The following is a 23897-nucleotide window of genomic DNA, read 5'->3' on the forward strand; positions in this document are numbered from 1 at the left end:
GCTCGTGGCCGGATACAACCTCGGAAGCGCGACCATCCAGGTCGTCCCCTCGGTCAGGGGCCTCACCAAGGGAATCGAACAGCCCCTCGCGAAGTCCGGTGAGCGCGCCTCGAAGGGCATGAGCGGCAAGCTCTTCGGCGGGCTCAAGGCCGGCGCGCTCGGAGCGGGCGTGGCTGTCGGGGGCATCCTCGGCGCTTCCGTCACCAAGGGCTTCCAGCGCCTCTCCGCTATCGAGCAGGCCGAGGCGAAGCTCAAGGGCCTCGGCCACTCCGGCAAGGAAGTCTCGTCCATCATGGACAACGCTCTCGCGAGCGTGAAGGGGACCGCCTTCGGCCTGGACGAGGCCGCGACCCTGTCCGGCACTCTCGTCGCCTCCGGCATCAAGCCCGGCAAGGAGCTCGAGAAGACCCTCAAGCTCACGGCCGACTCCGCGACCATCGCCGGGAAGTCCCTGGACGACATGGGCCTCATCTGGGGCTCGGTCGCCGCGAAGGGCAAGCTCCAGGGCGACGACGCGATGCAGCTCCTCGCGTCCGGCGTGCCGATCTGGCAGATGGTCGGCGACGTCATGGGGAAGACCGCCGGCGAAGCCCAGGCGCTCGGATCCAAGGGGCAGGTCTCGTTCGAGATCTTCCAGAAGGCCATGGAGAAGGGTGTCGGCGGGGCGGCACTCAAGGCTGGCGACACCACGGTCGGCGCGTTCAAGAACATGAACGCGGCCCTCGGTCGCTTCGGCGCGAGCCTCCTCAAGGGCGTCTTCCCGCTCATCGGCCCCGCGTTCAAGGGCCTGACCGGCTGGATCGACACGGCGAACGACGCCATCGGCCCCATGGTCGAGAACTTCACCAACGGCGTGAAGGGCATCTACGACGTTCTCGCGAAGGGTGACTTCACGGGCGCGAAGAACATGTTCGGGCTCCAGGAGGACTCGAAGTTCGTCGACGTCCTGTTCACCATCCGGGACGCCGCGAAGCAGGTCGGCCCGGTCCTCAAGGACGCCTTCGGGTCGATCGACCTCGGCCCCGTCTGGGGTGCTCTCTCCCCCATCGTGGACGGCTTCAAGCAGCTCGCCCCCGTGGCGCTGCAGGCGTTCCAGAACCTCTCCCCGCTGGGGAACATCTTCAAGATCATCGCGCCGACCCTGCCGCAGATCGGGCAAGCTCTCGGCCAGCTGGCGGGGACTCTCGCGGGCGTGCTGCAGAGTGCGCTCGCGGCAGTCTTGCCTGCCATCACTCAGCTGATGGGGGCGCTCGGCCCGATCTGGGCGAACCTGATGGCGACGGTCGTCCCCGCGATCCTGAGCATCGCGAACGCGATCGCGTCGGCCGTGCAGCCGATCGTCGCCGCGGTCGGTCCGCTCCTGTCCTCGGTGATCGGTGCCCTGATCCCCGTGATCTCGACGATCGTCGGGACCGTCGGGCCGCTGGTGGCCATGCTGGCCGGCGCACTCGCCCCGATCCTCGTGAAGGTCGGCGAGATCGTTGGCGCGCTCGTCGCGGCCCTGTCGCCGCTGGTGACCGCCCTGATCGGCATGGTGTCGGCCGTCCTAAAGCCGCTCCTCGCGGTTCTGTCGACGCTGATCTCGGCGGCGCTCGCGGTCCTGACCCCGATCCTGAACGCGATCCTCTGGGTCGTCCAGGCGCTCGTCCCCGTGATCGGGTTCCTGGCGGGCGTGCTCGGGGCCGTCGCAAACGTCATCGGCACTGTGCTGGGGACAGCTCTGTCCTGGCTGAACGGCGTCCTGCAGGGCATGGTCCCCTTCCTGACCACCGTCTTCGTTGGTGCCTGGAACGGCATCAAGGTCGCGATCGGCGCTGTGGCGGGCTGGGTCACCGGTACGGTCGTCCCCGCGCTTGCCGCCGCCTGGCAGGCCATCGCCAGCGCCGCGCAGTGGCTCTACCGGAACGTGATCCTCCCGGTCTGGCAGGGCATCAAGGTCGCGATCGCGATCGTCGTCGCTGCCGTGACGGTGTACGTGAAGGCGTGGGTCGCGATCTTCAAGGCCGTCGTCGCGCCCGTGTTCCTGTGGCTGTACCGCTCGATCATCAAGCCGGTGTGGTCGGCCATCAAGACCGCGATCGGCGCGGTCGTCGCCTGGTTCCGGGACACGGCGTGGCCGATCATGAAGAAGATCGTCTCGGTCATCGGTTCGGTGTTCAAGTGGCTGTACGGAAACGTCATCAAGCCAGTGTGGTCTGCGATCAAGACCGCAATCGGCGTGGTCGTTGGATGGTTCCGAGACACGGTCGCCCCGATCTTCAAGAAGGTCGTTGGAGCGATCAAGTGGACGTTCGACAATTTTGTGCGCGGACTCAAGATCATTTGGTCTGCGATCAAGAACCGGATTATCGCGCCCGTCGTTGGATGGTTCCGAGACACGGTCGCCCCGATCTTCAAGAAGGTCGTTGGTTACATCTACGGCCGATTCCTGATCTTCCGCAACAATCTGCTCAAGATCTGGGATGCGATCAAGAACAAGGCTGTGAAGCCAGTCGTGGACTGGTTCTCCTCCACGGTGAAGCCGAAGATCGACACCTTCGTCGATAACCTGAAGACCGGCTTCAAGGGCCTGAAGAAGTCGATCCTGAATGCCTGGGACGGCATCAAGTCCGGGATGAAGAAGCCGATCAACGGCATCATCAACATCTACCGGGAGCACATCAAGACCCCGTTCAACTCGGTGATCAACAAGATTCTCGGGGGCAAGGCGGGCAAGAAGTGGAACCTGCCGGACATGCAACCGTTCGCCACGGGCGGCTGGACCGGCCCCGGCTCACGTCTGCAGCCCGCAGGCGTCGTGCACGCCGACGAGTTCGTGGTCAAGAAGTCCTCGCGCCGCGGCATTGAGAAGCAGGCTCCGGGCTTCCTGGACCAGCTGAACACGCACGGCGCGCGAGCTCTGACCCGCATGGGCATGGGGTACGCGTCCGGTGGCCGTGTGCTGCACGGGTACAAGGACATCGAGTCGATCCCCCACACGGGCGTCTCGGTCACGTCGACGGTCCGCAAGGGTGCCCGCACCGCTGGAACCGGCTCCGTGTCGAAGCACGCAAAGGGGTACGCGGTCGACTTCGCCGGCACCGCGCAGGCGATGAAGGAGTTCTTCAACTACGTCCGCTCGAACTACAAGGTGTCGGAGCTGATCCACACCCCCATGGGTGGGAAGCAGCTGTCCCGTGGCGGTATCCCGAAGGCCCACTTCCCGGCGAAGACCGCGCAGATGCACTACAACCACGTGCACGTCGGCGGCTACGAGCCCGGGGAGAAGCAGGGCGCGGGCACCAGCGGTGCCGGTGGCGGCCTGTTCGACAACCCGTTCACGGGCCTGTGGAAGAAAATCTCGAGCAAGGTCTCCTCGACTGCCGGCGAGGGTGCGCTGGGTGGTCTCCTGACCGGGGTCACAAAGAAGGTTGTCGGCTCGGCGAAGGACTTCGTCGGGAAGAAGATCTCCGAGGCGTTCGACTTCGTCGGCGACACGTGGGACTCGGCGAAGGCCGGGGCGAAGGGTGTCCTGTCGAAGGCCAAGGCGTCCTGGTGGGCGACGAAGGCGCTGGTCCACACCGGCGACTTCAACGGCACGAACCTGTCGTCGCTCCTGCGGCGCATGAATCAGGAGTCCGGGTTCCAGGTCGGAGCTCAGAACAACTGGGACAGCAACGCCGCGAAGGGCCAGGCGTCGCGTGGCCTGATGCAGGTCATCCCGTCGACGTTCGCCGCGTATAGGGACAAGTCCCTGCCGAACGACATCTTCGACCCGCTGGCGAACATCGTCGCTTCGATCAACTACACGAAGTCGCGCTACGGCTCCCTGACTCGTGGATGGGATCGCAAGGGCGGTTACGCGGCCGGTGGCTACACCGGTCCCGGGCCGAGACTCGCAGCGGCGGGCATCGTCCACGCGGACGAGTTCGTGCTCCGCTCGGAGGCGCAGCGCTCCATCAGCAAGGTCGCTCCGGGGTTCCTGGATCGGCTGAACCGGATGGGCGCGGGTGCGATCGGGTATGCCAAGGGCGGCCTCGTCGGGTACGCCTCGGGCGGGAAGGTCTCGCCGACGGCGAAGATCGGCTCGTCGAAGGTGACCGTTCTGCTCGAGGGTCTCAGTGGCACCGAGAAGCAGGTGACGTCGGCCGCGGGGAAGCTCGCGGACGGGATCGTGAAGGTCTTCAACGACCGGATGAAGGCGGCGAAGACCACCACGGTCAACAAGCTGTCGGACTCGCTGTCCTCCCTGAAGAAGGAGGCGTCGGCGCTCAAGAAGTCGATCTCGGCGACCACGTCGAAGTCGAAGAAGAACACCGTCAACCGCCTGGTCGATGACCTGGCGGCGCTGAGGAAGCAGCAGTCGACTCTGAAGGCGACGGCCCGGGAGGTCTCGAAGGTCACCAAGGTGACCGGGAAGACCAAAACCGGGAAGCTGATCACGAAGACGGTGACGTCGTCGACGGCTGCGGCGAAGAAGGCTGCAAAGGACCTCAAGGGTGTCCAGAAGCAGATCGACTCGACGCAGTCGGCGCTGACGCGGGCGCGCCGGGGTGATTACTCGGGTGCGGCTGCGGCGGCGACGAAGCGGCTGAAGTCGGTGCAGGCGGAGATCGACAAGACGGACAAGGCCCTCAAGGCGGCCCGTCGCGGCGACTACCAGAACGCTGCTCTGCTCAAGGGCACGAAGGCGTACAACAAGTACGCCGCCGGCGCGGTGTCGAAGCTCGAGTCGTACGCGGCACGGACGGACACGCTCACCGCGAAGCTGAAGACCGCCAACACCAAGCTCTCCGACGCGCAGAAGCTGTGGACCGACTACCGCTCGTCGATGGTCGAGAAGTTCCAGGGCACCTACGCACTATCGGAGGAGTCGGCGACCACGGGGATCGAGACGATCATCCGCGGGTTCAAGAACGGCGCGGCCACGGTCACGACGTTCTCGAGCCAGCTGCAGCAGCTGCGGTCGAAGGGTCTCTCGGGTGGGCTGGTCGACCAGATCGCCCAGATGGGCGCGGAGTCGGGGTCGAAGGTCGCGAAGAACCTCCTCACGGGGAGCAGCTCGCAGATCAAGGAGATCACGAAGCAGTACAACGCGCTCAACAGTGCGTCGACGACGTCGGGCACGAGCCTGGCGGACCAGATGTACCGCAACGGCGTGAACTCCGCGAAGGGCCTCGTCAAGGGCCTCGAGTCGCAGCTCGCGAACGTCGAGAAGGCGTCCGAGACGCTGGCGAACACCGTCCTCGCGACGGTCCGCAAGAAGCTCGGCATCCACTCGCCCAGCCGCGAGCTGGACAGCGACGGCCAGAACAGCGCCATCGGCTACGGCAACGGCGTCTACAAGCAGATCCCGTATGCCCAGAAGGCGCTGGCCGAGATGGTCGCGACTCCTGACATGTCGGGCCTGCGGGACGTGGGCCGGGCGGAGATGCGCCCCGCGGCGCAGATCCGCGCGTACACACCGGTCGCGGGCGGCAGCGAGCCGTCGGTGGTCTACCAGTTCGGCGACTCCTACGGGCATGACCCGTCGGAGATCGCCTCCGAGGTCGAGAAGAAGCGGCGGCGTCAGCTGGCGCTCGCTGGGTTCTGAGAGGGGGCCTCATGAAGTGGTCTGACTCACCGCTCGTGCGGATCGGCCGAAACGGTGACTGGTTCGAGCTGGGACGTGACCCCGAGGCCTCTCCGGCCCTCCACCTGTGGGGGTCGGAGGGGCTCGGGCTCGCCCCGGTGGACATCGCCAAGAGCGACCGGATCACCTCGGACGGCTCGATCGTCCGCGGGGTTCGTTACACGGACCGTGAGGTGTACCTGCCGGCCCTGCTCGAGGCCGACTCGATGCTCGAGCTCAACGAGATCCGGCAGCACCTGTACGACCTGCTCGCTCCCGATCTCGGGCCAGTCGAGGTGCAGCTCGAGATCCCGACGGGTGAGGGCCAGGAGCCGAACCACAGGTCCATCTTCGGGTACCTGACGGAGGGACTCGACGGGAAGTTCGGCGAGGACTACTACGGATCGCGGCAGAAGCTCGGCCTGACGTTCACGTGCCCCGACCCGTGGTGGCTTGGACCGGAGCGGACCCGGACGCTGCAGATCAACCCGGGGTCGAAGCCGTTCCTTTCGGACTACGAGTACTCGCGGCGGAACTTCGCGCTGAACCCGCAGACCGTTGACCTCCGCGCTCAAGGACACGACGGCACCGTTAGCAATTCCGGTGGTGCCGTCGTGTCCTTGAGCGCGGACTGGCCTGGCGGTGGCCACACGTCTATCAAGATCGCTCCCGGAGATTCGAATGCGGGGGGCGCGTGGCTCACTCCGTACCGCTCCACATTCGACCCGGCACACCTGAACTTCCCGGAGCTCGTTGGGAAGAAGGTAACGGTCGGCGTGGACATGTATCTCCCGGCCACGCAGACGGGGAGTATCAACTCTCTTGCGAGGTCGATCGGGATCGGGTTCTTCGACTCGACGGGAGCCCCGGGCATTCCGTCGGCCCACTGGTCGGCGTCCGCGCCGAACACGCCTGGTGTCCACCGGATCGTGCACACCGTGACGATCCCTGCGGATGCGAAGGACGTAACCCTGTGTGTCCGTAATGGCTCTACGTCCGGCCCGGTCTACGTCTCGAATGTGACCGTCGAGTCGGGAGCCACGGACGGCTCCTATTTCGATGGTGACACGACGGGCGCTCGCTGGCTCGGGAGCCCGGGCGCATCGGAGTCGGGGATCGTCGTCCCCGGCAGTGGAGTGCCGTTCTTTCCGATCGTCCTCGCGCCGTCCAACGTGGTCGGCGAGTGGGACATCGATATCGCAGGGGCCGGCGACGTCTGGCCCACGTGGGAGATCACCGGACCGGGCAGCGATCTGCTGATCCAGAGAGACAGCGAGCGCATCTTCATCCAGGGCCAGTTCGCGTCAGGATCCATGACACGCATCCAGACGGAGCCCGCACGGATCACGCCCGACCGGTGGGCGGACCTCTCGCTCGATTCACGCCTGTTCCCGCTGAGGGCCGGCTCGAACCGGGTCAAGGTTTCGATGGTCGGCGCGACAGCCGACACTCTCGTTCGTCTCGTTTGGCGCGAACGCTACAGGGGGGCGATCTGATGCTGACCGTGTGGGCCGTCGACCCTCAGCGGGTGCGACGCGGGCATCTCGTCTCGCTGGCAACGACCGCTGTCCTCAAGGACGCCGATGTCGGCACGTTCCAGATCGTCACCCCTGCGCACAACGACCTCGCACAGCGGGTCGTCAGGGGGTGGAGGGCCATCATCCAGGACGGGGCCACGGTCTTGTCGGGGACGATCCTCCACTCCGAACTGTCGGCCGGCGGGACCGAGCTGACGTTCACGGGTGAGTCGGACCTGCGGAAGCTGAACATCCGCATCACCTACCCGACGCCCACCCAGGCGGCGGCCGCACAGACCGCAGAGGCGAAGTACTCGCGCAGCGGGCCCGCCGAGACGGTCATCCGGGACATGATCCACGCGAACGTCGGCACCGGAGCGATCACGACCCGGCAGGAGCCCGGATTCACCGTCACCACGTCACAAGGCCGGGGATCGACGGTGAAGGTAGCGACTCGGTTCGAGCTCATGCTCGAGCAGGCCCGAAAGCTCGCCCGCTCCGGTGGCGTCACGTTCGACGCGGTTCAGGAGAACGACAACCGCATCATCCTGCGCTTCCGAGTGCCAGAGGACCGATCCCGCAAGGTTCGGTTCACCGAACGCAACGGAGGCCAGGACGACGGCAACGCATTCTCTCTCGACGCCCCCACCGTCACGACGGTCATCGCCGGCGGGCAGGGACTGGGCACCTACCGCAACATCCGCGAGTACAACCGCACCGGATGGGTCGAGCGGATTGAGCAATTTCTCGACCAGTCCTCCACGGACGACGACGCTGAGATCAAGCAGGCAGCCGACGAGGTCCTCGACCAGGGGCAGGAAGCGGCGTCAGCGACGTTCACCGCCCAGGAGACACCGGATCTGCGTTTCGGCGTCGACTACTTCCTGGGCGACACGGTCGCTGTCGAGATCGGTGCCGCCACCATCACCGAGCCCATCCGGCAGGCGGAGATCACCTGGGACGGCCACGGCCGCACCGTGAAGCTCTCCCTCGGCGACCAGGACACGACAGACAGCCCGGACCAGAAGTTGGTCGCGCGGATCAAGAAGCTCGAGGCGCTCGCGCGCAGAGAAGGGGCGATCAAATGACGGAGTACAGCTACCCCATCGAGAACGAGCCCATGCCCGGCTCCAACTGGTCTTCGGTGACCAAGGGCATCGGCAATGGCATCCTCGACGAAGGTGGGTTCCCGTACAACCTGATCAACCTCAACAACGCCACGAACAAGGCGACCGTGACGGCGGCGAATCTCGGTGACGGGGTTCTGCGCTCGCACGCGATCCTCGATGGCTTCTACCACCGGATCGATGCGAACGTCGTGATCGATCTGCCGGCTGTCACGAAGGCGACGACGTACTACGTCGCCCTACAGTTCGTGCCCACCCGCGCGACCGAGGGGAAGCTCCCGGTGCAGCTGGGCGTGTTCACGTCCCTCGACCGGACACAGGGCAAGGACTACCTGGTCCTGTGGACCATCGTCCGGCAGGCGAACCAGCTGCTCACCGACGCGGCAGTAACGATGGGCCGGCAGCGTGTCGCCGGGACCGTCGTCGTCGCCTCTGAGGCGAACCTGCCGCCAGCGAACTCGGTGCTCTGGGGCACGGTGGGCGTGATCCACAACGGCCGCGACTCGGACCGCGCGAAGATCGTCATGGCGATCACGGACAGCTCGGAGACGACGGGCTGGAAGTGGAAGACGCTGAGCGACCGCGGTGAGGTCGACGACGAGACGTTCACGTGGGACCTCAAGAACAACACGGAGACCTACAACTCGCCGGTCGCCGACGGGTTCAAGCGCGCGATCGGGCGGCGGCAGAAGCGGCGGAAGCTCCGCGGGCGCGTCGGGCTCATCAGCGGGAACGATTTCGTCAAGGACGGCGAATACCGCGTCTTCAGCACGGGCGTCGGCTCGGGCGACACTCCGGAGCGGGTGCAGGCGTTCACGACGACGGTCGGCGGCGTCTCCGGTGGCATCGGGTTCGCGCGCATCGAGGTCCGCCCGGACGGGGACGTCATCGCCTGGCCGTCGAAGAACACAGCGTGGATCAGCCTCGACGGCATCGAATGGGAAGTGCCGTGACCGGGAACACCAGCAGCCAGGAGGCAGGAATGGACGTGGCAAGCATGACCGACGAGGAGCTCGCTGAGGCGCAGCGCGCCGTGAGCGACGAGCTCGCGCGCCGGCAGTCCGCGGAAGCGCTCGAACGGGAGCTGAACGCCGTTCTCGTCGGCGCGCGCGAGTCCGGGGTCGCCTCAACCCCGGAGCAGGGCGCGGAGTGGCGGCGGCCCCTGTCCGTGGTCGACGCGTACGCGCTCGGCGACACCGTGACGCACGACGGGAAGACGTGGGCGTCGACGATCACGCCGAACACGTGGGAGCCCGGTGTCGCCGGGTGGCGCGCGCAGGACTCGGCCGACGGAACGCCCGCGGAGTGGGTGCGCCCGTCCTCCACGATCGACGCCTACCAGAAGGGCGACCGGGTGACGTTCCAGGGGGCCGTGTGGGAGTCCGTGTTCGACGGGCCCAACACCTGGTCGCCGACGGACTACCCGGACGCCTGGAAGAAGATCGGCTGACCCCTGGGCGCACTACTGGCGTGTCAGAACGCAGAGCGCCGCAAGGGCAAGGATCACGGCACCGAGAATGCTCAAGCCCGTTCCTGCCAGGTTCACCCAGTCCCTCCATCCCCTCCCTCCCTGAGATTCGGGACGCGGCTCAGGAGTGACCTCCGGGGAGATGGTCGTTACCTCAGCTCCGGCATCGATCTCCTGATGATCGTCTTCCGCAGATGAAGTTCGCTTCTTGGCCTTGGAGGCTGCCGGCTTGGTCGCCGCAACCCCCATGCCGATCGTTCCCAGCGCAACGAAGAATGCGCCGATCGCTGTCCATGCCTCACAAGTCATGGCCGCAACCTAGCCCAGCCTCGCCCGCCCGGCGGGGCTTTTCTCATGCCCAGGAGGCACCCCATGGCCACGATGGTCAATCTGCCCAAGGCCTACAGCAACAAGGGGAAGGTCGAGCAGGCGCGCGCTGACGCGGCCGCAGCCTTCACCCGCATGATGCTGCGGGCTGTCGCCGAGACGAACACGAACTTCTCTGTGTGGTCGGCCTACCGGTCGAAGCAGGACCAGATCGGCCTGTTCCTGCAGAACTACACGCGGGTCTCGCGCGGCCGGAAGTACAGCACGGATCGCGCGTACAACGGGTCGATCTGGGCAATGAAGAGCGGCGGCGTGCGCGTCGCATCGCCCGACATCCCCCCGACCGGGCAGGGTGCCGACCACCGCTCCGGAATCGGATTCGATGTGCACCCGTCCGCAATCCAGGCATGGATGAAGACGAACGCGACACGCTTCGGCTTCAACCACACCGTCGGCTACGGAGTCGAGCCGTGGCATGTCGGCTACCGGGGCTCCACGGACCAGTACCGGGCCGAGGGACTGCCCGACATCGTCGGCATGCAGAAGAAGCTCGGCATCACGGCGGACGGGAAGCCCGGGACCGGCTTCGTCGCCGCCGTCAAGAAGTTCCAGAAGGCGAACGGGCTCACGGTCGACGGGATCGCCGGGCCGAAGACGCAGAAGGCGATCCTCGCGGGAAAAGGTGAGGCCGCCCAGGCGGCGGTCAAGCCCGCCGCGACGGTGACGCCGACCGTCCAGGCCACGCCCGGATGGATGCCCGGTGTCGACACGTCGCAGACGTGGACGGGCAACAGCCATAAGGCCCCCGTCACGAAGATCGTCCTGCACACCACGGAGGGCTCCGGGTTCGTTGACTACCAGGGCGGGAAGGTCGCCCCGCACTTCACCGTCCACCGTGACGGCCGGATCCGGCAGCACTTCCCCACCACGCAGTCGGCGAAGGCCCTCGAGCATCCCGCCGGGACGGTCGAGACGAACAACGGCGGCGTCATCCAGATCGAGTTCATCGGCTCCTGCGACCGCGTCTACGCCGCGAAGAACGGCCTGTTCTTCACCGAGGACGCGCAGGACGTCGACCTCGCCGGTCTCGCGTCCGTGCTCGCCTGGGTCTCTGCCGCGCACGGCATCCCGCTCACCGCCGACGGTCTCACCTGGCCGACCACGAACGCTGCCTACACGAGTGCCCCGCAGCGCATGAGCGACAGCGATTGGCTCACCTACGCCGGCGTCTGCGGGCACACGCACGTGCCCCACAACAGCCACTGGGATCCCGGGGCGTTCCCCGTGGCCCGACTGCTCGAGCTCGCCGGCGGCGCGGCCCCCGCCACCGGCAAACCGTCCACTCCCAGTACCGGCGGCACGGTGACGCTGCCCGACGGAAAGGCCCTGCTGATGAAGCTCAAGGATCTCCCCGACTTCCCGCTCCTGCGCACGGCGGAGCACAAGTGCTACTACGGCGACGAGTCGAAGATCGAGTCCGTGTCAGGCAAGTCGCCGAACAGTCTGAACCCGGGCGAGATCCTCGGGACCGGCAAGTCCTCCGGCGCGCGCGGTCTCAAGGCCTGGCAGAAGAAGATGGGGCTCACCACCGACGGGCGCTTCGGTGCCAAGACCGAGGCTGCCGCGCGGAAGCTCCAGAAGGCGGCGGGCCTGACGGTCGACGGCAAGATCGGCCCCACGACGTTCTACGCCGCCTGGCTCGTGGGGAAGTGATCCGATGCTGAGCAGCCCCTACCCCATCCCGTCCCTGCGGATCTGGAAAGCGGCGATGCTGATCGGATGGGCGGCAGGTGTGGCCGCCGGCGTCTGGGTGCTCGTCTCTCCACCAAAGTCGTATGACGGCATCGGCCTCGCGCTCACGATCGCCTGGGGCATCATGCTCGCCGCCGGGTCACTGCTCGTCACCCTCGGGCACGTCCTGCGGACCTACCAGATCGAGCTGCCAGGGCTCGCCTTCTCGCTCGGTGGCGTCGTGCTTTACGGCTACCTGTCGTGGGAGGCGACGCTCACCGACTCGCCCGGATCCGGGCCACGCGCCTGCCTGATGATCCTCCTCGCCGCTCTCATCATCGCCAGGCTCCGAGTGCTCCTCTACATCGACCGGAGGGGGCGGCGCATCGTCGAGATGCAGGAGGAGATCCAGGCATGAACGTCGACGCCGCCACCCTGATCGTGGCCCTCTTCAGCGGCGGCGGGGTCGCGGCGATCATCACGGCGATCACCTCATGGCGCAAAGGCGTCCGCGAGGTCGACGTCAACAAAGAGCAGAACGCCCTCGCGGGCTTCCAGGCCCTCGCCGAGTCCCTCCGTGCCGAGATCGAGCGCCTCAAGGCCGGCCGCGCCGAGGACCAGGAACGCATGGACCGCATCGAGAAAGAGATCGACCGGGAGAGGGATCTCCGATGGGTCGCCGTGCAGCACATCCGCGCTCTCTACGCCTGGATCACCCAGCACATGCCCGGCGCGGACCCGCCCGCAGTCCCCGATGCACTCGCCCCGCACATCATCATCACCACGAAGAAGGACCAGCCATGAAGTCCGAGCCTGTCATCACCACCGCCACCGCGACCGCGATCGTCACCGCGCTGATCGCCCTCCTCGTCGCCCTCGGCCTCCCGATCTCCGACGAGCTGCAGGTCGCGATCCTCGGCGTCGTCGCCGCACTCGCCCCGCTCGCCGTGATCCTCTCCCGCGGCAAGGTCGTCCCCTCCGCCAACGTCGTCGAGTCCGTCAAGGGCACCACCGTCATCGCCGGAGAAGCATCCGAGCTCGCCACCGGCACCCCGGTCCGAGAGGCCGGCGACCTCTACGACGACTACACCGACCCCGAGGCCGAGACCTCCCACGAGCAGACCCACCGGGCCGATGGCTGACCACGAGTGCGAGGAGTGCGGAGCCCGCTACGGCACCGCCCTCGCGGCCGACCGCTGCGCCCTCACTGACTGCGACGCCGACCGCGCCGCCCTGCTGAACATCCGGCGACGCGAGCGCGCATGAGAACGCCCCCATCCTGACCTCACAGTCGGGGTGGGGGCGTTCTTCTGCGTCTACAGCTCAGCGCGCCAAACCCCGTAGTCTGCGCCGGTACGTTTCTTGCCAGAGCCTTCCCGAATGATGTCCTGGAAAGTGCTCTCCATCGCGAACGCGAAGCGCTGGAACAGTCGCCTGGAAGCGGCGTTCTTGTCGTGGATGAAGGCTGTGAGCTCGACGCCATCGCGCCCGTCGGTGGTCTCGCTGATGTCTGCAAGAAGTTGCCCAAGGCACTGATCACCGAGCCTCGAGCCTCGAGCCTCGAAGGCGCACGAGACGTACTCGATGAGGAATCGATCCACGGGGACCCGCTCCTCGAAGATCTGCGTGTACGCGCCCACCGAGACAAGCTCTTCGCTCTCGTACCCGAGCCACATCTCAGCGCCTTCGGCACGATGTTTCCACCGCCGCAAGCCCTTCTGTACCTCAGCCGCCCAAGGTTCGGTGTGCCCCTTCTTTCGGAGCAAGCTGTCGAAGTACTCACCCTCGGGATCCGCACAGACGTACCTCTGAAGTTCACGCCTGTCGCGGTGAGTGGCGCGACGCCACGAGATCACGCTTCGCGGCGGCGGTACTGTCCAGCGGACGCTGGGACCCGAACCTTCGGCGAGGAACCGCGGACGGACTCGCTAGAGCCGGGCCGCGACATCTCGCTGCGAGCGATCCTCACGACCATCTCGTACTCGGTGAGCTCCCCGCGGCCCTTGCGGACAGCCTTCGTGAAGAGCCTGCGTCGCCCTGTCATTGTGTCTCCTCTATGCCTCGCACCGTTCGAGTTATCTACGACCGAAGCCGCTCCGTAGGTGCGACGGAACCCTCGTCCGGAAAGTGTGCCACACAAACTGTCCCGCTTGTCTGAGCAGTGTGCTACGTGACCCTCGCGTCGTCACCCCCGCCCCGGGTTCGCCTCCTGCAGCGCGTCCTTCCAGTAGGGGTCCGGCCGCCCTCTGCTCGTCATAAGCCGAGCGCCCGCCAGGTGCACCCGCGCGCTCACCCACGCGAGCACGTACGGCTCCGCGGCGTCGAGATGCCCAATCCACGCCTCCACGGTGAGGTCCAGGTGCTCCCCGTCCACGCTCACGCGCACGGTCTCCTCGGGAAGCGAGGCGTCCCGGTGGCTGTGCGTGAACTCCACGGGCGTCCCGCCGTCCACGGTCCGCCGGTAGCCGGAGACGACGCGCTCCGCGGCGGACAGCAGGTCCTCGTAGGCGAAGTAGCGGGGGAAGCGGGCGCGCAGTGGGTCCATGAGGTCAGTGTGCGCCCTGGGTGGGACGGATGGGCTGTATCGGCGGGGACAGCGCGGGAAGGGTGTGGGGCGCGGTGCCCCACTGTGTCCCGGTGCACCTGCCGCAGTAGGACGCCCTGGTCACAGCGTGGTGATCCTGGGAGGTCTATCGGCAGCAGAATCGCCCATCATCGCAGGTAGAGTGTATATCTTACGTGAGAATTGAAACGGGTTCGAATCCCGTTGGGGGTACGACTGGACGACTCCGGATCCGGGGTCGGGACCACCGCCGCGAACACCGGGAACGGGCACTGCGAGGTGTTTCACAGGCCGAGTGGTCGAGGGCCCTGAAAAGGTCCGGTAGAGTTGTACAGGTCGGAAACGCGAGAGCGCGGATGACGAGAATGGCCCTGTAGCTCAGTTGGTTAGAGTGCCGCCCTGTCACGGCGGAGGTCGCCGGTTCAAGCCCGGTCAGGGTCGCCCCGCACGAGAGGCCCCGGAGCAGATGCTCCGGGGCCTCTCGTCGTATGAGGCTGTCGCCCGCCGTCCTCTGCATACCCACCGGCGGCGCGCGCGTCCTAGGGTCGAAGGATGAGCACGCACCTCCGGAACCACCGCATCCGCCTCGCAGCGCGCCCGCACGGGGAGCCCACCGGCGAGGACTACCAGCACGACGTGGTGGACGTCCCGTCCCCCGTCGACGGGCAGGTCCTCCTGCGCACGCGATTCCTCTCCCTCGACCCGTACGTGCGCGGGCGGATGAGCGACGCCGAGTCCTACGCCGCGCCCATGGAGATCGGGGACGTGATCGTGGGCGCGACCGTGTCGGAGGTCGTCGAGTCCGCCGCCGACGGCTTCAGCGCCGGCGACACGGTGCTCTCCTACGGCGGCTGGCAGGAGTACAGCGTGGAGGCGGCGGAGGGCCTGCGCCGCCTCGACCCCGCGAGCGCGCCCGTCACCACAGCACTCGGCGTGCTGGGGATGCCCGGCTTCACCGCCTACGCCGGGCTGCTCGCGATCGGCAGGCCGCAGCACGGGGAGACCGTGGCCGTGGCCGCCGCCACGGGCCCGGTGGGCTCCGCCGTGGGCCAGATCGCGCGGATCCTCGGAGCGCGCGCGGTGGGCATCGCCGGCGGCGAGCGCAAGGTCGAGCGCATGCGCGAGCTCGGATTCGACGCCGCTCTGGACCACCGGGCATCCGACCTCGGCGACCGCCTCGCCGACGCCGCGCCCGACGGCATCGACGTGTACTTCGAGAACGTCGGCGGCGCCGTCTGGGACACCGTGCTCCCCCACCTCAACGAGTTCGCGCGCGTGCCCGTGTGCGGCCTCGCCGCGAGCTACAACGCGACAGCCCTCCCCGAGGGGCCGGACCGCAGCGGCGAGCTGATGGGGGCGGTGCTGCGCAAGAGCCTCACGCTGCGAGGCTTCATCCAGCGCGAGTTCGCGCCCACGATGTTCGAGGACTTCCTGCGGGACATGACCGGCTGGGTCTCGAGCGGGCAGGTCCGCTACCTCGAGGACATCCACGAGGGACTGGACAGCGCCCCCGACGCCTTCCTGGGGATGCTGCGCGGCGCGAACCTCGGGAAGACGATCGTGCAGATCTCCTGACGCGCCGCCCCGTGGCATGCCTCTCACCCGCGCCGTCCGGTTGGGAGCACCGCACGCCGACTGCTAGCCTTGTCGTCGGTCGCCCTCGGCGATCACGGCTCTGTAGCTCAGTTGGTAGAGCGTTCGACTGAAAATCGAAAGGTCACCGGATCGACGCCGGTCGGAGCCACCGCCAGAGGCCCTCATGCACACGCGTGAGGGCCTCTTCTCATGCGCTCCCGCCACCGCAGCTCGACGCCTCCCGCGCGTGCTGGAATGGCCGGGTGACGTACTTCTACCGCCCGTCCGAGGGACACCGGCTCCCCCACGATCCGTTCAACGCCATCGTGGCACCGCGGCCCATCGGGTGGATCGCCACCGCCGACGCGCACGGCGCGAGGAACCTCGCGCCGTACTCGTTCTTCAACGCCCTGAACTACCGGCCCCCGCTGATCGGCTTCTCCAGCAACGGCTGGAAGGACACCGTGGCCAACTGCGAGGCGACCGGGGAGTTCACCTGGAACCTGGTCTCGCGCGCGCAGGCCGAGCAGATGAACTCCTCCTCGACCACCGCCGAGGTCGACGAGTTCGACGCCGCGGGCATCGCCGCCGCACCCTCGATCGAGGTCGGGCCCCCACGGGTGGCCGCCTCGCCGGTGAGCTTCGAGTGCAGGGTCACGCAGATCATCGACCTGCGGACCTCGGCCGGCGGCTCCTCGGGCTCGTGGTTCACCGTCGGCGAGGTCGTGGGCGTGCACCTGGACGAATCCGTCCTGGTGGACGGCGTCTTCGACACGGTCGCGGCCGATCCAGTGCTCCGCGGCGGCGGACCCACCGCGTACTTCGGCATCGATCGGGAGCTGCGCTTCGACATGCGCCGCCCGGACTGAGCGGGCACCCGGACGGCTCCTGCCCTCAGATGCCGTCTTCGTCGCGGCCGCGCCGCTCGACGACGTCCTCGAGCTCCTTCTCGGTCTCGTCCTCGAGGTCGATGTCGAGGTCCAGCGACGTGGGTCCGCTCTCGTCCTCGGGCTCGTCCCAGTTCGAGAGGTTCGAGAGGTCCGCGTGCTCGTGGGCGCCGCCCACCACGTTCTCGGGGAAGCGCTCGGGGGACTCCTCCTCCCCCAGGTGCGGGCCCTGGGACTCGTCGACGAAGCCGTCCTCGTCGTCGTCCTCGTCGAAGGTCGACGCGAGGCGCGGGGTGAGCTCGTCGATCGTGTAGGCGCTGCCGGAGACGAAGCCGCGGCGGAACGCGGCCCGCCCCACCATCGTGCTCGAGACCGTCACGGTGGCCATCTGCGCGAGCATCACCAGCAGCATCGACCCGGCGATGGTCCAGCTCCCGGCGATCAGCGCCGTCCCGGCGAGGACGAGCAGCAGGCCGACGGTCTGGGGTTTGGAGACGGCGTGCATGCGCCGCAGCACGTCGCTGAAGCGCTCGAGGCCGATCGAGGCGACCAGGGCGAACAGCGCGCCGAGCGCGATGAGCACCAGTCCGATCACGTCCATCGCGCTCATCGGCCCTCACCCCCGGACTCGTCGCCGCTGCCGCCGGATGCGCGGCCGTCAGTTGCGCGGCCGTCGGACGCGCGGCCGTCGGTTGCCCGAGCACTCGGCCCGGACTCCTCGGCGTGGTCGTCGGCCTCGTGCACGTCGAGGCCCGAGGCGTGGGACCCGGCGGCCGGGCCCGGCAGGCGCGGTGCCGCTCCTCCCGCGACGTCGTGGGGCCCGACGGGATGCGCTGGAGAGCGCGGACCCGGGCCGTCGTCCGTGAACGGGGCGCGGACCGCCGGGGCCCCGTCGGACTCTGCGTCGTCCTGTTCCGTGCCGCCCTGCTGCGGGCCGTCGAGCTCCGCGCCGTCACCGGCGGCGTCGACCGCCTCCTCGACGGCGCCCTGGGCGTCCGTTCCCTCCGCGTCGGCGGCCTCCGCGCTGGGCGGGTCCGAGGAGAGCGTGTCCGATTGCAGCGCGTCGGGGTCCTCCGGCGGGCGGGCCACGCCGGACCTGACCCGGTCGCGGGAGACGAAGCGGGCGACGGCGAGCGTGCCGACGAAGGCGAGCGCGGTCAGCCCGAGCATCGGCGCCACCCCGTAGCTCGTCCCCGTCGCCGCCGTGTACAGGGCCATCCCCGCGACCACCAGGACGATGAGCATGTCCGAGGCGACGGCGCGGTCCAGGATCGTCGGGCCGACGATCATCCGGTGCACGGCCGGCAGCGCGGCGAGCGCGAGGATCCCCGCGATCACCATCAGCACCACGTCGAGCGCGTCCGCGTTCCCGGCGATCATCGCAGCCCCGCCCCCTCGAGCACCTCGTTCCGGGCGAGCGCCCGCAGCAGGCGCAGCTCCTGGCGCCGGGCCCGCTCGCGCGCCTGCTCGGCGCCCTCCTCGTCGCCCACGCCGATGACGTGCAGGAACAGGGTCCCCGTGGCGCGCTGCGCCTCGACGACCACGGACCCGGGGATCAGCGTGGACAGCGCGGCGGTGAAGGTGAGGAACAGGTCGGAGCGCGAGACGAGCTCGACGGCGATCACGGCCGTGGGCGGCTCCGGCCCGGGCCGCACCGCCCACCAGGCGATCTGCACCGCCGAGACGGTCATGTCCCACAGGAACCGCGCCACCAGCCACACGAAGGCGAGCGGCCGCAGCGTCACCTCGCGCGCCATCGACGGCAGCGGGAAGAGCACGTAGACGAGCACGGCCACGACCAGGCCGCCCAGCACGTCGGACGCGGAGAAGCCGCCCCACAGCAGGCACCAGAACACGGTCGCGACCAGCAGGCCCAGCCAGCGGCTCGGCAGTTCGCGCAGCATCCCCCTCATCGCTCCTCCACCCGCGTGCCGTCGTCGCCGATGCGCCAGGCGAGCTGGTCGGCCGCGTCGTCGCCGAGCACCGCGCTCACGTAGGGGCTGCGGTCCAGCACCGAGCGGGCCGCCTCGTCGGTGAAATGCATGAGCGGTCCCGCGAGCACGGTCAGCAGCAGCGAGACCACGACGAGCGCCCCGGTCGCGCCGTACATGAGGGCCGGCACCCTCTCGCCGTCCTTCTCGATGTCCGCGCCCTGCGGCGCCTTCTGCCAGAACGCGCGGTTCCAGATCTTCGCGATCGCGTACAGCGTGAGCAGGCTCGTCAGCACGCTGATCACGACGAGGATCCACGAGGCCGTGTTGCCGCGCCCGATGCCGGCCTCCACGAGGCCCACCTTGCCCAGGAACCCGGAGAAGGGCGGGATGCCCGAGAGGTTCATCGCGGGCACGAAGAAGATGACTGCGAGCAGCGGGGCGGCCTTCGCGAGCCCTCCCAGGCGCCCCAGGTTCGTGGTGCCGGCGCGGTGCTCGATGAGCCCGGCGGCCAGGAACAGCGTCGACTGCACGGTGATGTGATGGGCGACGTAGTAGATGGTCGAGGCGATCGCGAGGCGGGTGGTGACGCCGATGCCGAACAGCATGAAGCCCATGTGCGAGACCAGGGTGAAGGACAGGACGCGCTTGAGGTCGGTCTGCGCGACCGCGCCCAGGATCCCGATCACGAGGCTCGCCCCGGCGGCCGCGAGCAGCAGGGTCTCCAGCTGCGAGGCCGGGAACAGCAGGGTCTCGAGCCGGATGATCGCGTAGATGCCCACCTTCGTGAGCAGTCCCGCGAACACGGCCGTGACCGGTGCGGGCGCGGTCGGGTACGAGTCGGGCAGCCACGCGCTCAGCGGGAAGATCGCGGCCTTGATCGCGAACGCGACCAGCAGCATCAGCTCGAGCCCCATGCGCGTGGAGTCCGGCAGCTGGTCCAGGCGCACGGCGAGCTCGGCCAGGTTCACCGTGCCCACGGCCGCGTACACCGCGGCGATGCCCGCCAGGAAGATCACCGAGCTCAGCAGCGAGACGATCACGTAGGTGGTCGCGGCGCGGATGCGGCTCGCGGACCCGCCCAGGGTGAGCAGCACGTAGCTCGCGGCCAGCAGGATCTCGAAGCTCACGTAGAGGTTGAACAGGTCCCCCGCGAGGAACGCGTTGGAGACGCCCGCGACCAGCACCAGGTACGTCGGATGGTAGATCGCGACGGGCGTGCGCTCGGTGTTCTCGCTGACGGACTGCGCGCTCGAGTACACGAGAACGGCGAGGGTCACGACGCTCGAGACGACGAGCATGAGGGCCGTCAGCCTGTCGGCCACCAGCACGATCCCGAGCCGCGGGGTCCAGCTCGCGATCTGCAGCACGAGCGTGCCGTCGACCGTGACCCGGTAGCCGATGGCGAGGGCGACCGCGAGGATCGCGACCAGGGTCGTCGTGGAGACCGCGCGCTGCAGCGCCGCGTGGTGGCGCAGGATCAGCGTGAACGCGGCGCCGCCGAGCGGCAGCACCACGGGCAGGGCGAGGAGCAGGGCGACGCTCATGCGCGGTCCTCCTGGTCCTCGGCCGGTTCTCCGGAATGCTCTCCGGACTGCTCTGCGGGCTGGTCCTCGGGCCCGTCCTCGGGCTGGTCCTCGGCCTCGTCGGCCTCCGTGTAGTCCTGGGGCACGTCCTGGTCGCCCGTGAGGTCCTCTCCCAGCGGGTTCTCCTCCTCCTCGGGGGCGCGCAGCCCCTGCGACGCCTTGATGGCGCCGCGCCGGGCGTCCTCGTCGAGGGCGTCGGCCCAGCCCACCTCGATGCCCTGCCCGGTGCGGGCGCGGGAGCGGCGCAGCACGCGGCGGTCCTCGACGTCGTCGGGCACCTCGTCATGGCCGAACAGCTGCCAGGCCCGGTAGGCCAGCGCCATCACGAACGCGGTCACCCCCAGGGTGATGACGATCGCCGTGAGCACCATCGCGAAGGGCAGCGGGTCGGTCATCCGCTCCGGGTCGTCGGTCCCCTCGAAGGGCGGCGAGCCCCACGGGCCCGCGGCGAGGATGAACAGGAGGTTCACCCCGTTGCCGAGCAGCACGAAGCCCAGGATGATGCGGGTCAGCGTGCGCTCGAGCACGAGGTAGACGCCGCAGGCGATGAGGACGCCGGCGGTGAGGACGAGGGCGAGGCTCACGGTCATCCGTCCTCCGCCTCCTGGTGCAGATCGATCTGGGAGCCCAGGCTGCGCAGGATGTCGAGGACCACCCCGATCACCACGAGGTACACCCCGATGTCGAACAGCAGCGCCGTGGGCAGGTGCACCTCGCCGAGCACGGGCATATGGATCACGGGCGTCGCGGTCGAGAACACGCTGCCGCCGAAGGCGACGGGCACCACGCCAGCGAGCACGGCCGTGGCCATGCCGACGCCCAGCACGAGGCCCGCCTGGACGGGAGCGGCCTCGGAGAGCTCGTAGCGGCCGCCCGCGATGTAGCGCAGGGTCAGCGCGATGCCCGCGACCAGCCCGCCCGCGAAGCCGCCGCCGGGATGGTTGTGCCCGGCCATCAGCAGGTACACCGAGAACATCATCATCAGCGGGAACGACAGCCGGGTGACGACCTCGAGGACCACCATGCGCCGCTGCGGGGCCAGGGTGCGCCCGGCCGAGAGCCACGTGCGCCAGCGGTTGCCGGCCACGTCCTCGGGCCGGGTGTCGAACTCCAGGAGGTTGCGCGGGAGCTCCTCGTCGACCCGCCGGTTCCAGATGGTCCGGCCGGACCCCAGGCTGCTCACGCGCGAGATCGCCTGCTCGCGGCGGGTCACGAAGATCAGGGAGGCGACGCCCGTGGCGACCACGAGCAGCACGGAGATCTCGCCGAAGGTGTCCCACACGCGGGCGTCCACGAGGGTCACGTTGACGACGTTGTGGCCGCCGCCGATCGTGTACGCGGCCTCGATGAGGTCCTTGCCCAGCGGCGACTGGGTGCGCGCGGCCGCGGCGTAGACGGCGACGCCGCACATGGCGGCGGCGGTGCCGATCGCGATCGCCCAGCGCACCCAGCGGTCCAGGTCCAGCGGCCGGCGCGAGAAGTACACGGGCAGGCGGCGCAGGGCGAGCACCAGCACGACCGTCATCATCGTCTCCACGAGCACCTGCGTCATGGCGACGTCCGGCGCACCGGCGAGCAGGAAGTACACGGCCACGACGTACCCGGTGACGGTGATGAGGAAGACCGCGCGCAGGCGCCGACGGGCCCGGGCCGCGCCGATCGCGGCGACGGCCGCGACCACGAGCAGCAGGATCTCGACGGGGGTCACGAAGGGCACGAGGTTGTCCGGCACCGGGTTCTGCCAGATCAGGATGGGGGCGGCGAGCGCGATCGTCACCACGAGCATCGTGCCCAGGGTGAAGGGGAGCGAGCCCCTCTGGTAGAGCGGGGTGACGAGGATGGCGAGGCCGTCGACCGCGCGCATGATCGCGCGGAAGCCGCGCTCGGCGTCGAGCAGCACCCCGATCCGGTGCTCGCTCCAGCGCTGCGGGGAGACGGCGCGCTGGAGGCGCTCGAGCGGGCGCGCGAGGACGACGAGGACGGCGCCGAGTCCGAGGGCGAGAGCGCTGAGCGCGAGCGGGACGCCCACGTGCGGGAGCATCGTGAGGTGCACTGCCCCGTGCTCCGCGTGCTCCCCCAGCGCGGGGACCGTCTCGGAGAAGCCGCGCAGCACCTGCTCGAACGGATGGCTCGCGAAGGGCAGGGCCAGGCTCGCGACGACGATCACCGCGGGCGGCGCCCAGAAGCCCCAGGGGATCCGCACGGCCCGCACGGGCGGCGCGCCGCCGGCCCGGCCGAAGGCGCCGACGACGAAGCGCCAGGAGTAGGCGACGGTGAGGATCGAGCCCGCGACCAGGGCGATCAGCAGCGCCCGCTGGCCGGTCCCGCCCTCCCAGAGCGCCGTGAAGATGGCCTCCTTGGCGACGAAGCCCAGCAGCGGCGGGACCGCCGCCATGGAGGCCGCGGAGAGCACGCCGATCGCGGCGACCACGGGCGCGACCCGCCACACCCCCGAGAGCATGCGCAGGTCACGGGTGCCGAACTTCTTGTCGATGATGCCGACGACCATGAACAGCGGCGCCTTGAAGGCGGCGTGGGCGATGAGCATCGCCGTCGCGGCGAGGGCCGCATCGGGTGTGGCCAGCCCCGCGACGGCCATCAGGAAGCCGAGCTGGGAGACCGTCCCGTAGGCGAGCAGCAGCTTGATGTCGGTCTGGCGCAGGGCGCGCCACCCGCCCAGCAGCATCGTCGCCGCACCGAGCACCGCGATCACCGTCCCCACGGAGGGGACGTGCGCGATCGCCGGGTCGAGCCGCAGCACCATGTAGACGCCCGCCTTCACCATCGCCGCCGCATGCAGGTAGGCGGAGACGGGCGTGGGCGCGGCCATCGCCCCGGGCAGCCAGAAGTGCGTGGGGATCAGCGCCGACTTGCTCGCGGCCCCGGCGGTGATCAGCAGCAGGGCGGTCACGAGGAACGCATCGGGAGCACGCCACATGGGGTCATCGACGATCCCGGCGAGGCTCAGGGTGCCCGCGCGCTCGCCGAGCATGAGCAGGCCGACGAACATCGCGAGCCCGCCGGCGGTCGTCGAGATCAGCGCGTTGATCGCGGCGCGGCGCGAGGCCTGCTTCTCGGCGTAGTGGCCGATCAGCAGGTACGAGAAGATCGTGGTGAGCTCCCAGAAGACGAACATCACCATGACGTCGTCGGCCAGGACCAGTCCCACCATCGCCCCGGCGAAGGCGGTGAGCACGCCCGCGAAGCGTCCCAGCCCCGGCTCCGTGTCCTTGAAGTAGCGCGCGCAGTACAGCAGCACGAGGGTGCCGACCCCCGTGGCCAGCAGCGCCATCACCCAGCTGAGCGTGTCGAGCCGGAACGTCAGGGAGATCCCGAGCTGCGGGATCCAGGGCACGGACTCGACGCGGGGCTCCTCGGCGAGGTGCGCCGGGGACATGCTCGCGAGCCAGACGGCGCTGAGCGCCGGGACCACGGCCAGCGGGTAGAACGCGTTGCGCCCGATCGCGCGCACCGCAACCGGGCCCAGGAGGGCGGCTGCGAGGTGGGCGATGAGCACAAGGAGCACACGCTCTCCGTCCGTGGTGGGGGCGGGGGATCATGAACATTTTATCTGCTCGCCCTGGGGCGGCGCTGG

At 68.8% G+C, this 23897-nt stretch carries 21 protein-coding genes and 2 tRNA genes; 14 read left to right on the forward strand and 9 right to left on the reverse strand.

From position 1 onward, the window contains the following. Nucleotides 1-4 precede the first annotated feature (4 nt). Genes Bra3105_RS06795 through Bra3105_RS06815 form a run of 5 tightly spaced genes read left to right on the forward strand, consistent with a single transcriptional unit; the run spans nucleotide 5 to nucleotide 9684 of the window. Nucleotides 5-5572 carry a tape measure protein gene (locus Bra3105_RS06795; protein WP_228359148.1) on the forward strand — a complete coding sequence of 1856 codons (5568 nt, stop codon included), beginning with the start codon at nucleotides 5-7 and terminating at the stop codon, nucleotides 5570-5572. Between the two features lie 11 nt (nucleotides 5573-5583). Beyond that, nucleotides 5584-7086: a phage distal tail protein gene (locus Bra3105_RS06800; protein WP_228359149.1), complete on the forward strand. Its 1503-nt coding sequence runs from the start codon at nucleotides 5584-5586 to the stop codon at nucleotides 7084-7086. After that, on the forward strand, nucleotides 7086-8195 hold the full coding sequence (locus tag Bra3105_RS06805; RefSeq protein ID WP_228359150.1) for a siphovirus ReqiPepy6 Gp37-like family protein: 1110 nt from the start codon (nucleotides 7086-7088) through the stop codon (nucleotides 8193-8195). The genes Bra3105_RS06800 and Bra3105_RS06805 overlap by 1 nt, the downstream gene beginning before the upstream one ends. Further along, complete coding sequence (locus Bra3105_RS06810; RefSeq protein WP_228359151.1) at nucleotides 8192-9187, forward strand: hypothetical protein; 996 nt, start codon at nucleotides 8192-8194, stop codon at nucleotides 9185-9187. Before Bra3105_RS06805 ends, Bra3105_RS06810 begins: the two co-directional genes overlap by 4 nt. A 35-nt stretch (nucleotides 9188-9222) precedes the next feature. Next, the gene (locus Bra3105_RS06815) at nucleotides 9223-9684 is read left to right on the forward strand and encodes a hypothetical protein (RefSeq protein WP_228359152.1); all 462 of its coding nucleotides are present in this window, start codon (nucleotides 9223-9225) and stop codon (nucleotides 9682-9684) included. Between the two features lie 12 nt (nucleotides 9685-9696). Here the strand turns inward: Bra3105_RS06815 and Bra3105_RS06820 are convergent, their stop codons facing one another. Continuing rightward, nucleotides 9697-10011: a hypothetical protein gene (locus Bra3105_RS06820; RefSeq protein ID WP_228359153.1), complete on the reverse strand. Its 315-nt coding sequence runs from the start codon at nucleotides 10009-10011 to the stop codon at nucleotides 9697-9699. 63 nt (nucleotides 10012-10074) lie between these two features. Between Bra3105_RS06820 and Bra3105_RS06825 the strand changes: the two genes are divergently transcribed. The 5 genes from Bra3105_RS06825 to Bra3105_RS18485 are packed head-to-tail and all read left to right on the forward strand — an operon-like array spanning nucleotide 10075 to nucleotide 13026. Continuing rightward, the gene (locus tag Bra3105_RS06825) at nucleotides 10075-11742 is read left to right on the forward strand and encodes a peptidoglycan-binding protein (RefSeq protein WP_228359154.1); all 1668 of its coding nucleotides are present in this window, start codon (nucleotides 10075-10077) and stop codon (nucleotides 11740-11742) included. A gap of 4 nt (nucleotides 11743-11746) precedes the next feature. Beyond that, on the forward strand, nucleotides 11747-12178 hold the full coding sequence (locus tag Bra3105_RS06830; protein WP_228359155.1) for a hypothetical protein: 432 nt from the start codon (nucleotides 11747-11749) through the stop codon (nucleotides 12176-12178). After that, on the forward strand, nucleotides 12175-12564 hold the full coding sequence (locus Bra3105_RS06835; RefSeq protein ID WP_228359156.1) for a hypothetical protein: 390 nt from the start codon (nucleotides 12175-12177) through the stop codon (nucleotides 12562-12564). The genes Bra3105_RS06830 and Bra3105_RS06835 overlap by 4 nt, the downstream gene beginning before the upstream one ends. Further along, the gene (locus Bra3105_RS06840; protein WP_228359157.1) at nucleotides 12561-12902 is read left to right on the forward strand and encodes a hypothetical protein; all 342 of its coding nucleotides are present in this window, start codon (nucleotides 12561-12563) and stop codon (nucleotides 12900-12902) included. Before Bra3105_RS06835 ends, Bra3105_RS06840 begins: the two co-directional genes overlap by 4 nt. Next, nucleotides 12895-13026, forward strand: a complete 132-nt coding sequence (locus Bra3105_RS18485) for a hypothetical protein (RefSeq protein WP_267062302.1) — start codon at nucleotides 12895-12897, stop codon at nucleotides 13024-13026. Before Bra3105_RS06840 ends, Bra3105_RS18485 begins: the two co-directional genes overlap by 8 nt. Before the next feature lie 50 nt (nucleotides 13027-13076). Here the strand turns inward: Bra3105_RS18485 and Bra3105_RS06845 are convergent, their stop codons facing one another. Next, the gene (locus Bra3105_RS06845) at nucleotides 13077-13616 is read right to left on the reverse strand and encodes a hypothetical protein (protein WP_228359158.1); all 540 of its coding nucleotides are present in this window, start codon (nucleotides 13614-13616) and stop codon (nucleotides 13077-13079) included. 329 nt (nucleotides 13617-13945) lie between these two features. Next, nucleotides 13946-14305, reverse strand: coding sequence for a hypothetical protein (locus Bra3105_RS06850; protein WP_228359159.1), 360 nt, complete (start codon nucleotides 14303-14305; stop codon nucleotides 13946-13948). 385 nt (nucleotides 14306-14690) lie between these two features. Here Bra3105_RS06850 and Bra3105_RS06855 point away from each other — a divergent pair. From Bra3105_RS06855 to Bra3105_RS06870, 4 genes are all read left to right on the forward strand, one after another. Then, nucleotides 14691-14764 (forward strand) — tRNA-Asp (locus Bra3105_RS06855). 111 nt (nucleotides 14765-14875) lie between these two features. After that, entirely contained in the window at nucleotides 14876-15898 is a 1023-nt protein-coding gene (locus Bra3105_RS06860; protein WP_228359160.1) for an NADPH-dependent curcumin/dihydrocurcumin reductase, read from the forward strand. A 96-nt stretch (nucleotides 15899-15994) separates the two neighbouring features. Beyond that, nucleotides 15995-16067 (forward strand) — tRNA-Phe (locus Bra3105_RS06865). A 94-nt stretch (nucleotides 16068-16161) separates the two neighbouring features. Further along, entirely contained in the window at nucleotides 16162-16767 is a 606-nt protein-coding gene (locus Bra3105_RS06870) for a flavin reductase family protein (protein WP_228359161.1), read from the forward strand. Nucleotides 16768-16792: 25 nt separating this feature from the next. Here Bra3105_RS06870 and mnhG read toward each other — a convergent pair whose 3' ends face one another. The 6 genes from mnhG to Bra3105_RS06900 are packed head-to-tail and all read right to left on the reverse strand — an operon-like array spanning nucleotide 16793 to nucleotide 23828. Further along, nucleotides 16793-17395, reverse strand: coding sequence for a monovalent cation/H(+) antiporter subunit G (mnhG, locus tag Bra3105_RS06875; RefSeq protein WP_228359162.1), 603 nt, complete (start codon nucleotides 17393-17395; stop codon nucleotides 16793-16795). After that, nucleotides 17392-18165, reverse strand: coding sequence for a monovalent cation/H+ antiporter complex subunit F (locus Bra3105_RS06880; RefSeq protein ID WP_228359163.1), 774 nt, complete (start codon nucleotides 18163-18165; stop codon nucleotides 17392-17394). Before Bra3105_RS06880 ends, mnhG begins: the two co-directional genes overlap by 4 nt. Next, complete coding sequence (locus Bra3105_RS06885) at nucleotides 18162-18698, reverse strand: Na+/H+ antiporter subunit E (protein ID WP_228359164.1); 537 nt, start codon at nucleotides 18696-18698, stop codon at nucleotides 18162-18164. The genes Bra3105_RS06880 and Bra3105_RS06885 overlap by 4 nt, the downstream gene beginning before the upstream one ends. Further along, nucleotides 18695-20263, reverse strand: coding sequence for a Na+/H+ antiporter subunit D (locus tag Bra3105_RS06890; RefSeq protein WP_228359165.1), 1569 nt, complete (start codon nucleotides 20261-20263; stop codon nucleotides 18695-18697). The genes Bra3105_RS06885 and Bra3105_RS06890 overlap by 4 nt, the downstream gene beginning before the upstream one ends. Beyond that, nucleotides 20260-20892 carry a Na(+)/H(+) antiporter subunit C gene (locus tag Bra3105_RS06895; RefSeq protein ID WP_323188852.1) on the reverse strand — a complete coding sequence of 211 codons (633 nt, stop codon included), beginning with the start codon at nucleotides 20890-20892 and terminating at the stop codon, nucleotides 20260-20262. The genes Bra3105_RS06890 and Bra3105_RS06895 overlap by 4 nt, the downstream gene beginning before the upstream one ends. Beyond that, nucleotides 20889-23828, reverse strand: a complete 2940-nt coding sequence (locus Bra3105_RS06900; RefSeq protein ID WP_228359166.1) for a Na+/H+ antiporter subunit A — start codon at nucleotides 23826-23828, stop codon at nucleotides 20889-20891. The genes Bra3105_RS06895 and Bra3105_RS06900 overlap by 4 nt, the downstream gene beginning before the upstream one ends. Nucleotides 23829-23897 lie beyond the last annotated feature (69 nt).

This window comes from Brachybacterium halotolerans subsp. kimchii (assembly GCF_020792675.1).
In the GTDB taxonomy this organism is placed as follows: domain Bacteria; phylum Actinomycetota; class Actinomycetes; order Actinomycetales; family Dermabacteraceae; genus Brachybacterium; species Brachybacterium halotolerans.

Bases quoted from the DNA above. Each gene is read 5' to 3' on its own strand.
- Bra3105_RS06880 (WP_228359163.1), bottom strand. From the start codon at position 18,165: ATGATCGCCGGGAACGCGGACGCGCTCGACGTGGTGCTGATGGTGATC.
- Bra3105_RS06890 (WP_228359165.1), bottom strand. From the start codon at position 20,263: ATGAGCGTCGCCCTGCTCCTCGCCCTGCCCGTGGTGCTGCCGCTCGGC.
- Bra3105_RS06800 (WP_228359149.1), top strand. From the start codon at position 5,584: ATGAAGTGGTCTGACTCACCGCTCGTGCGGATCGGCCGAAACGGTGAC.
- Bra3105_RS06805 (WP_228359150.1), top strand. From the start codon at position 7,086: ATGCTGACCGTGTGGGCCGTCGACCCTCAGCGGGTGCGACGCGGGCAT.
- Bra3105_RS06895 (WP_323188852.1), bottom strand. From the start codon at position 20,892: ATGACCGTGAGCCTCGCCCTCGTCCTCACCGCCGGCGTCCTCATCGCC.
- Bra3105_RS06825 (WP_228359154.1), top strand. From the start codon at position 10,075: ATGGCCACGATGGTCAATCTGCCCAAGGCCTACAGCAACAAGGGGAAG.
- Bra3105_RS06885 (WP_228359164.1), bottom strand. From the start codon at position 18,698: ATGAGGGGGATGCTGCGCGAACTGCCGAGCCGCTGGCTGGGCCTGCTG.
- mnhG (WP_228359162.1), bottom strand. From the start codon at position 17,395: ATGAGCGCGATGGACGTGATCGGACTGGTGCTCATCGCGCTCGGCGCG.
- Bra3105_RS06810 (WP_228359151.1), top strand. From the start codon at position 8,192: ATGACGGAGTACAGCTACCCCATCGAGAACGAGCCCATGCCCGGCTCC.
- Bra3105_RS06860 (WP_228359160.1), top strand. From the start codon at position 14,876: ATGAGCACGCACCTCCGGAACCACCGCATCCGCCTCGCAGCGCGCCCG.
- Bra3105_RS06835 (WP_228359156.1), top strand. From the start codon at position 12,175: ATGAACGTCGACGCCGCCACCCTGATCGTGGCCCTCTTCAGCGGCGGC.
- Bra3105_RS18485 (WP_267062302.1), top strand. From the start codon at position 12,895: ATGGCTGACCACGAGTGCGAGGAGTGCGGAGCCCGCTACGGCACCGCC.
- Bra3105_RS06830 (WP_228359155.1), top strand. From the start codon at position 11,747: ATGCTGAGCAGCCCCTACCCCATCCCGTCCCTGCGGATCTGGAAAGCG.
- Bra3105_RS06840 (WP_228359157.1), top strand. From the start codon at position 12,561: ATGAAGTCCGAGCCTGTCATCACCACCGCCACCGCGACCGCGATCGTC.
- Bra3105_RS06820 (WP_228359153.1), bottom strand. From the start codon at position 10,011: ATGACTTGTGAGGCATGGACAGCGATCGGCGCATTCTTCGTTGCGCTG.
- Bra3105_RS06850 (WP_228359159.1), bottom strand. From the start codon at position 14,305: ATGGACCCACTGCGCGCCCGCTTCCCCCGCTACTTCGCCTACGAGGAC.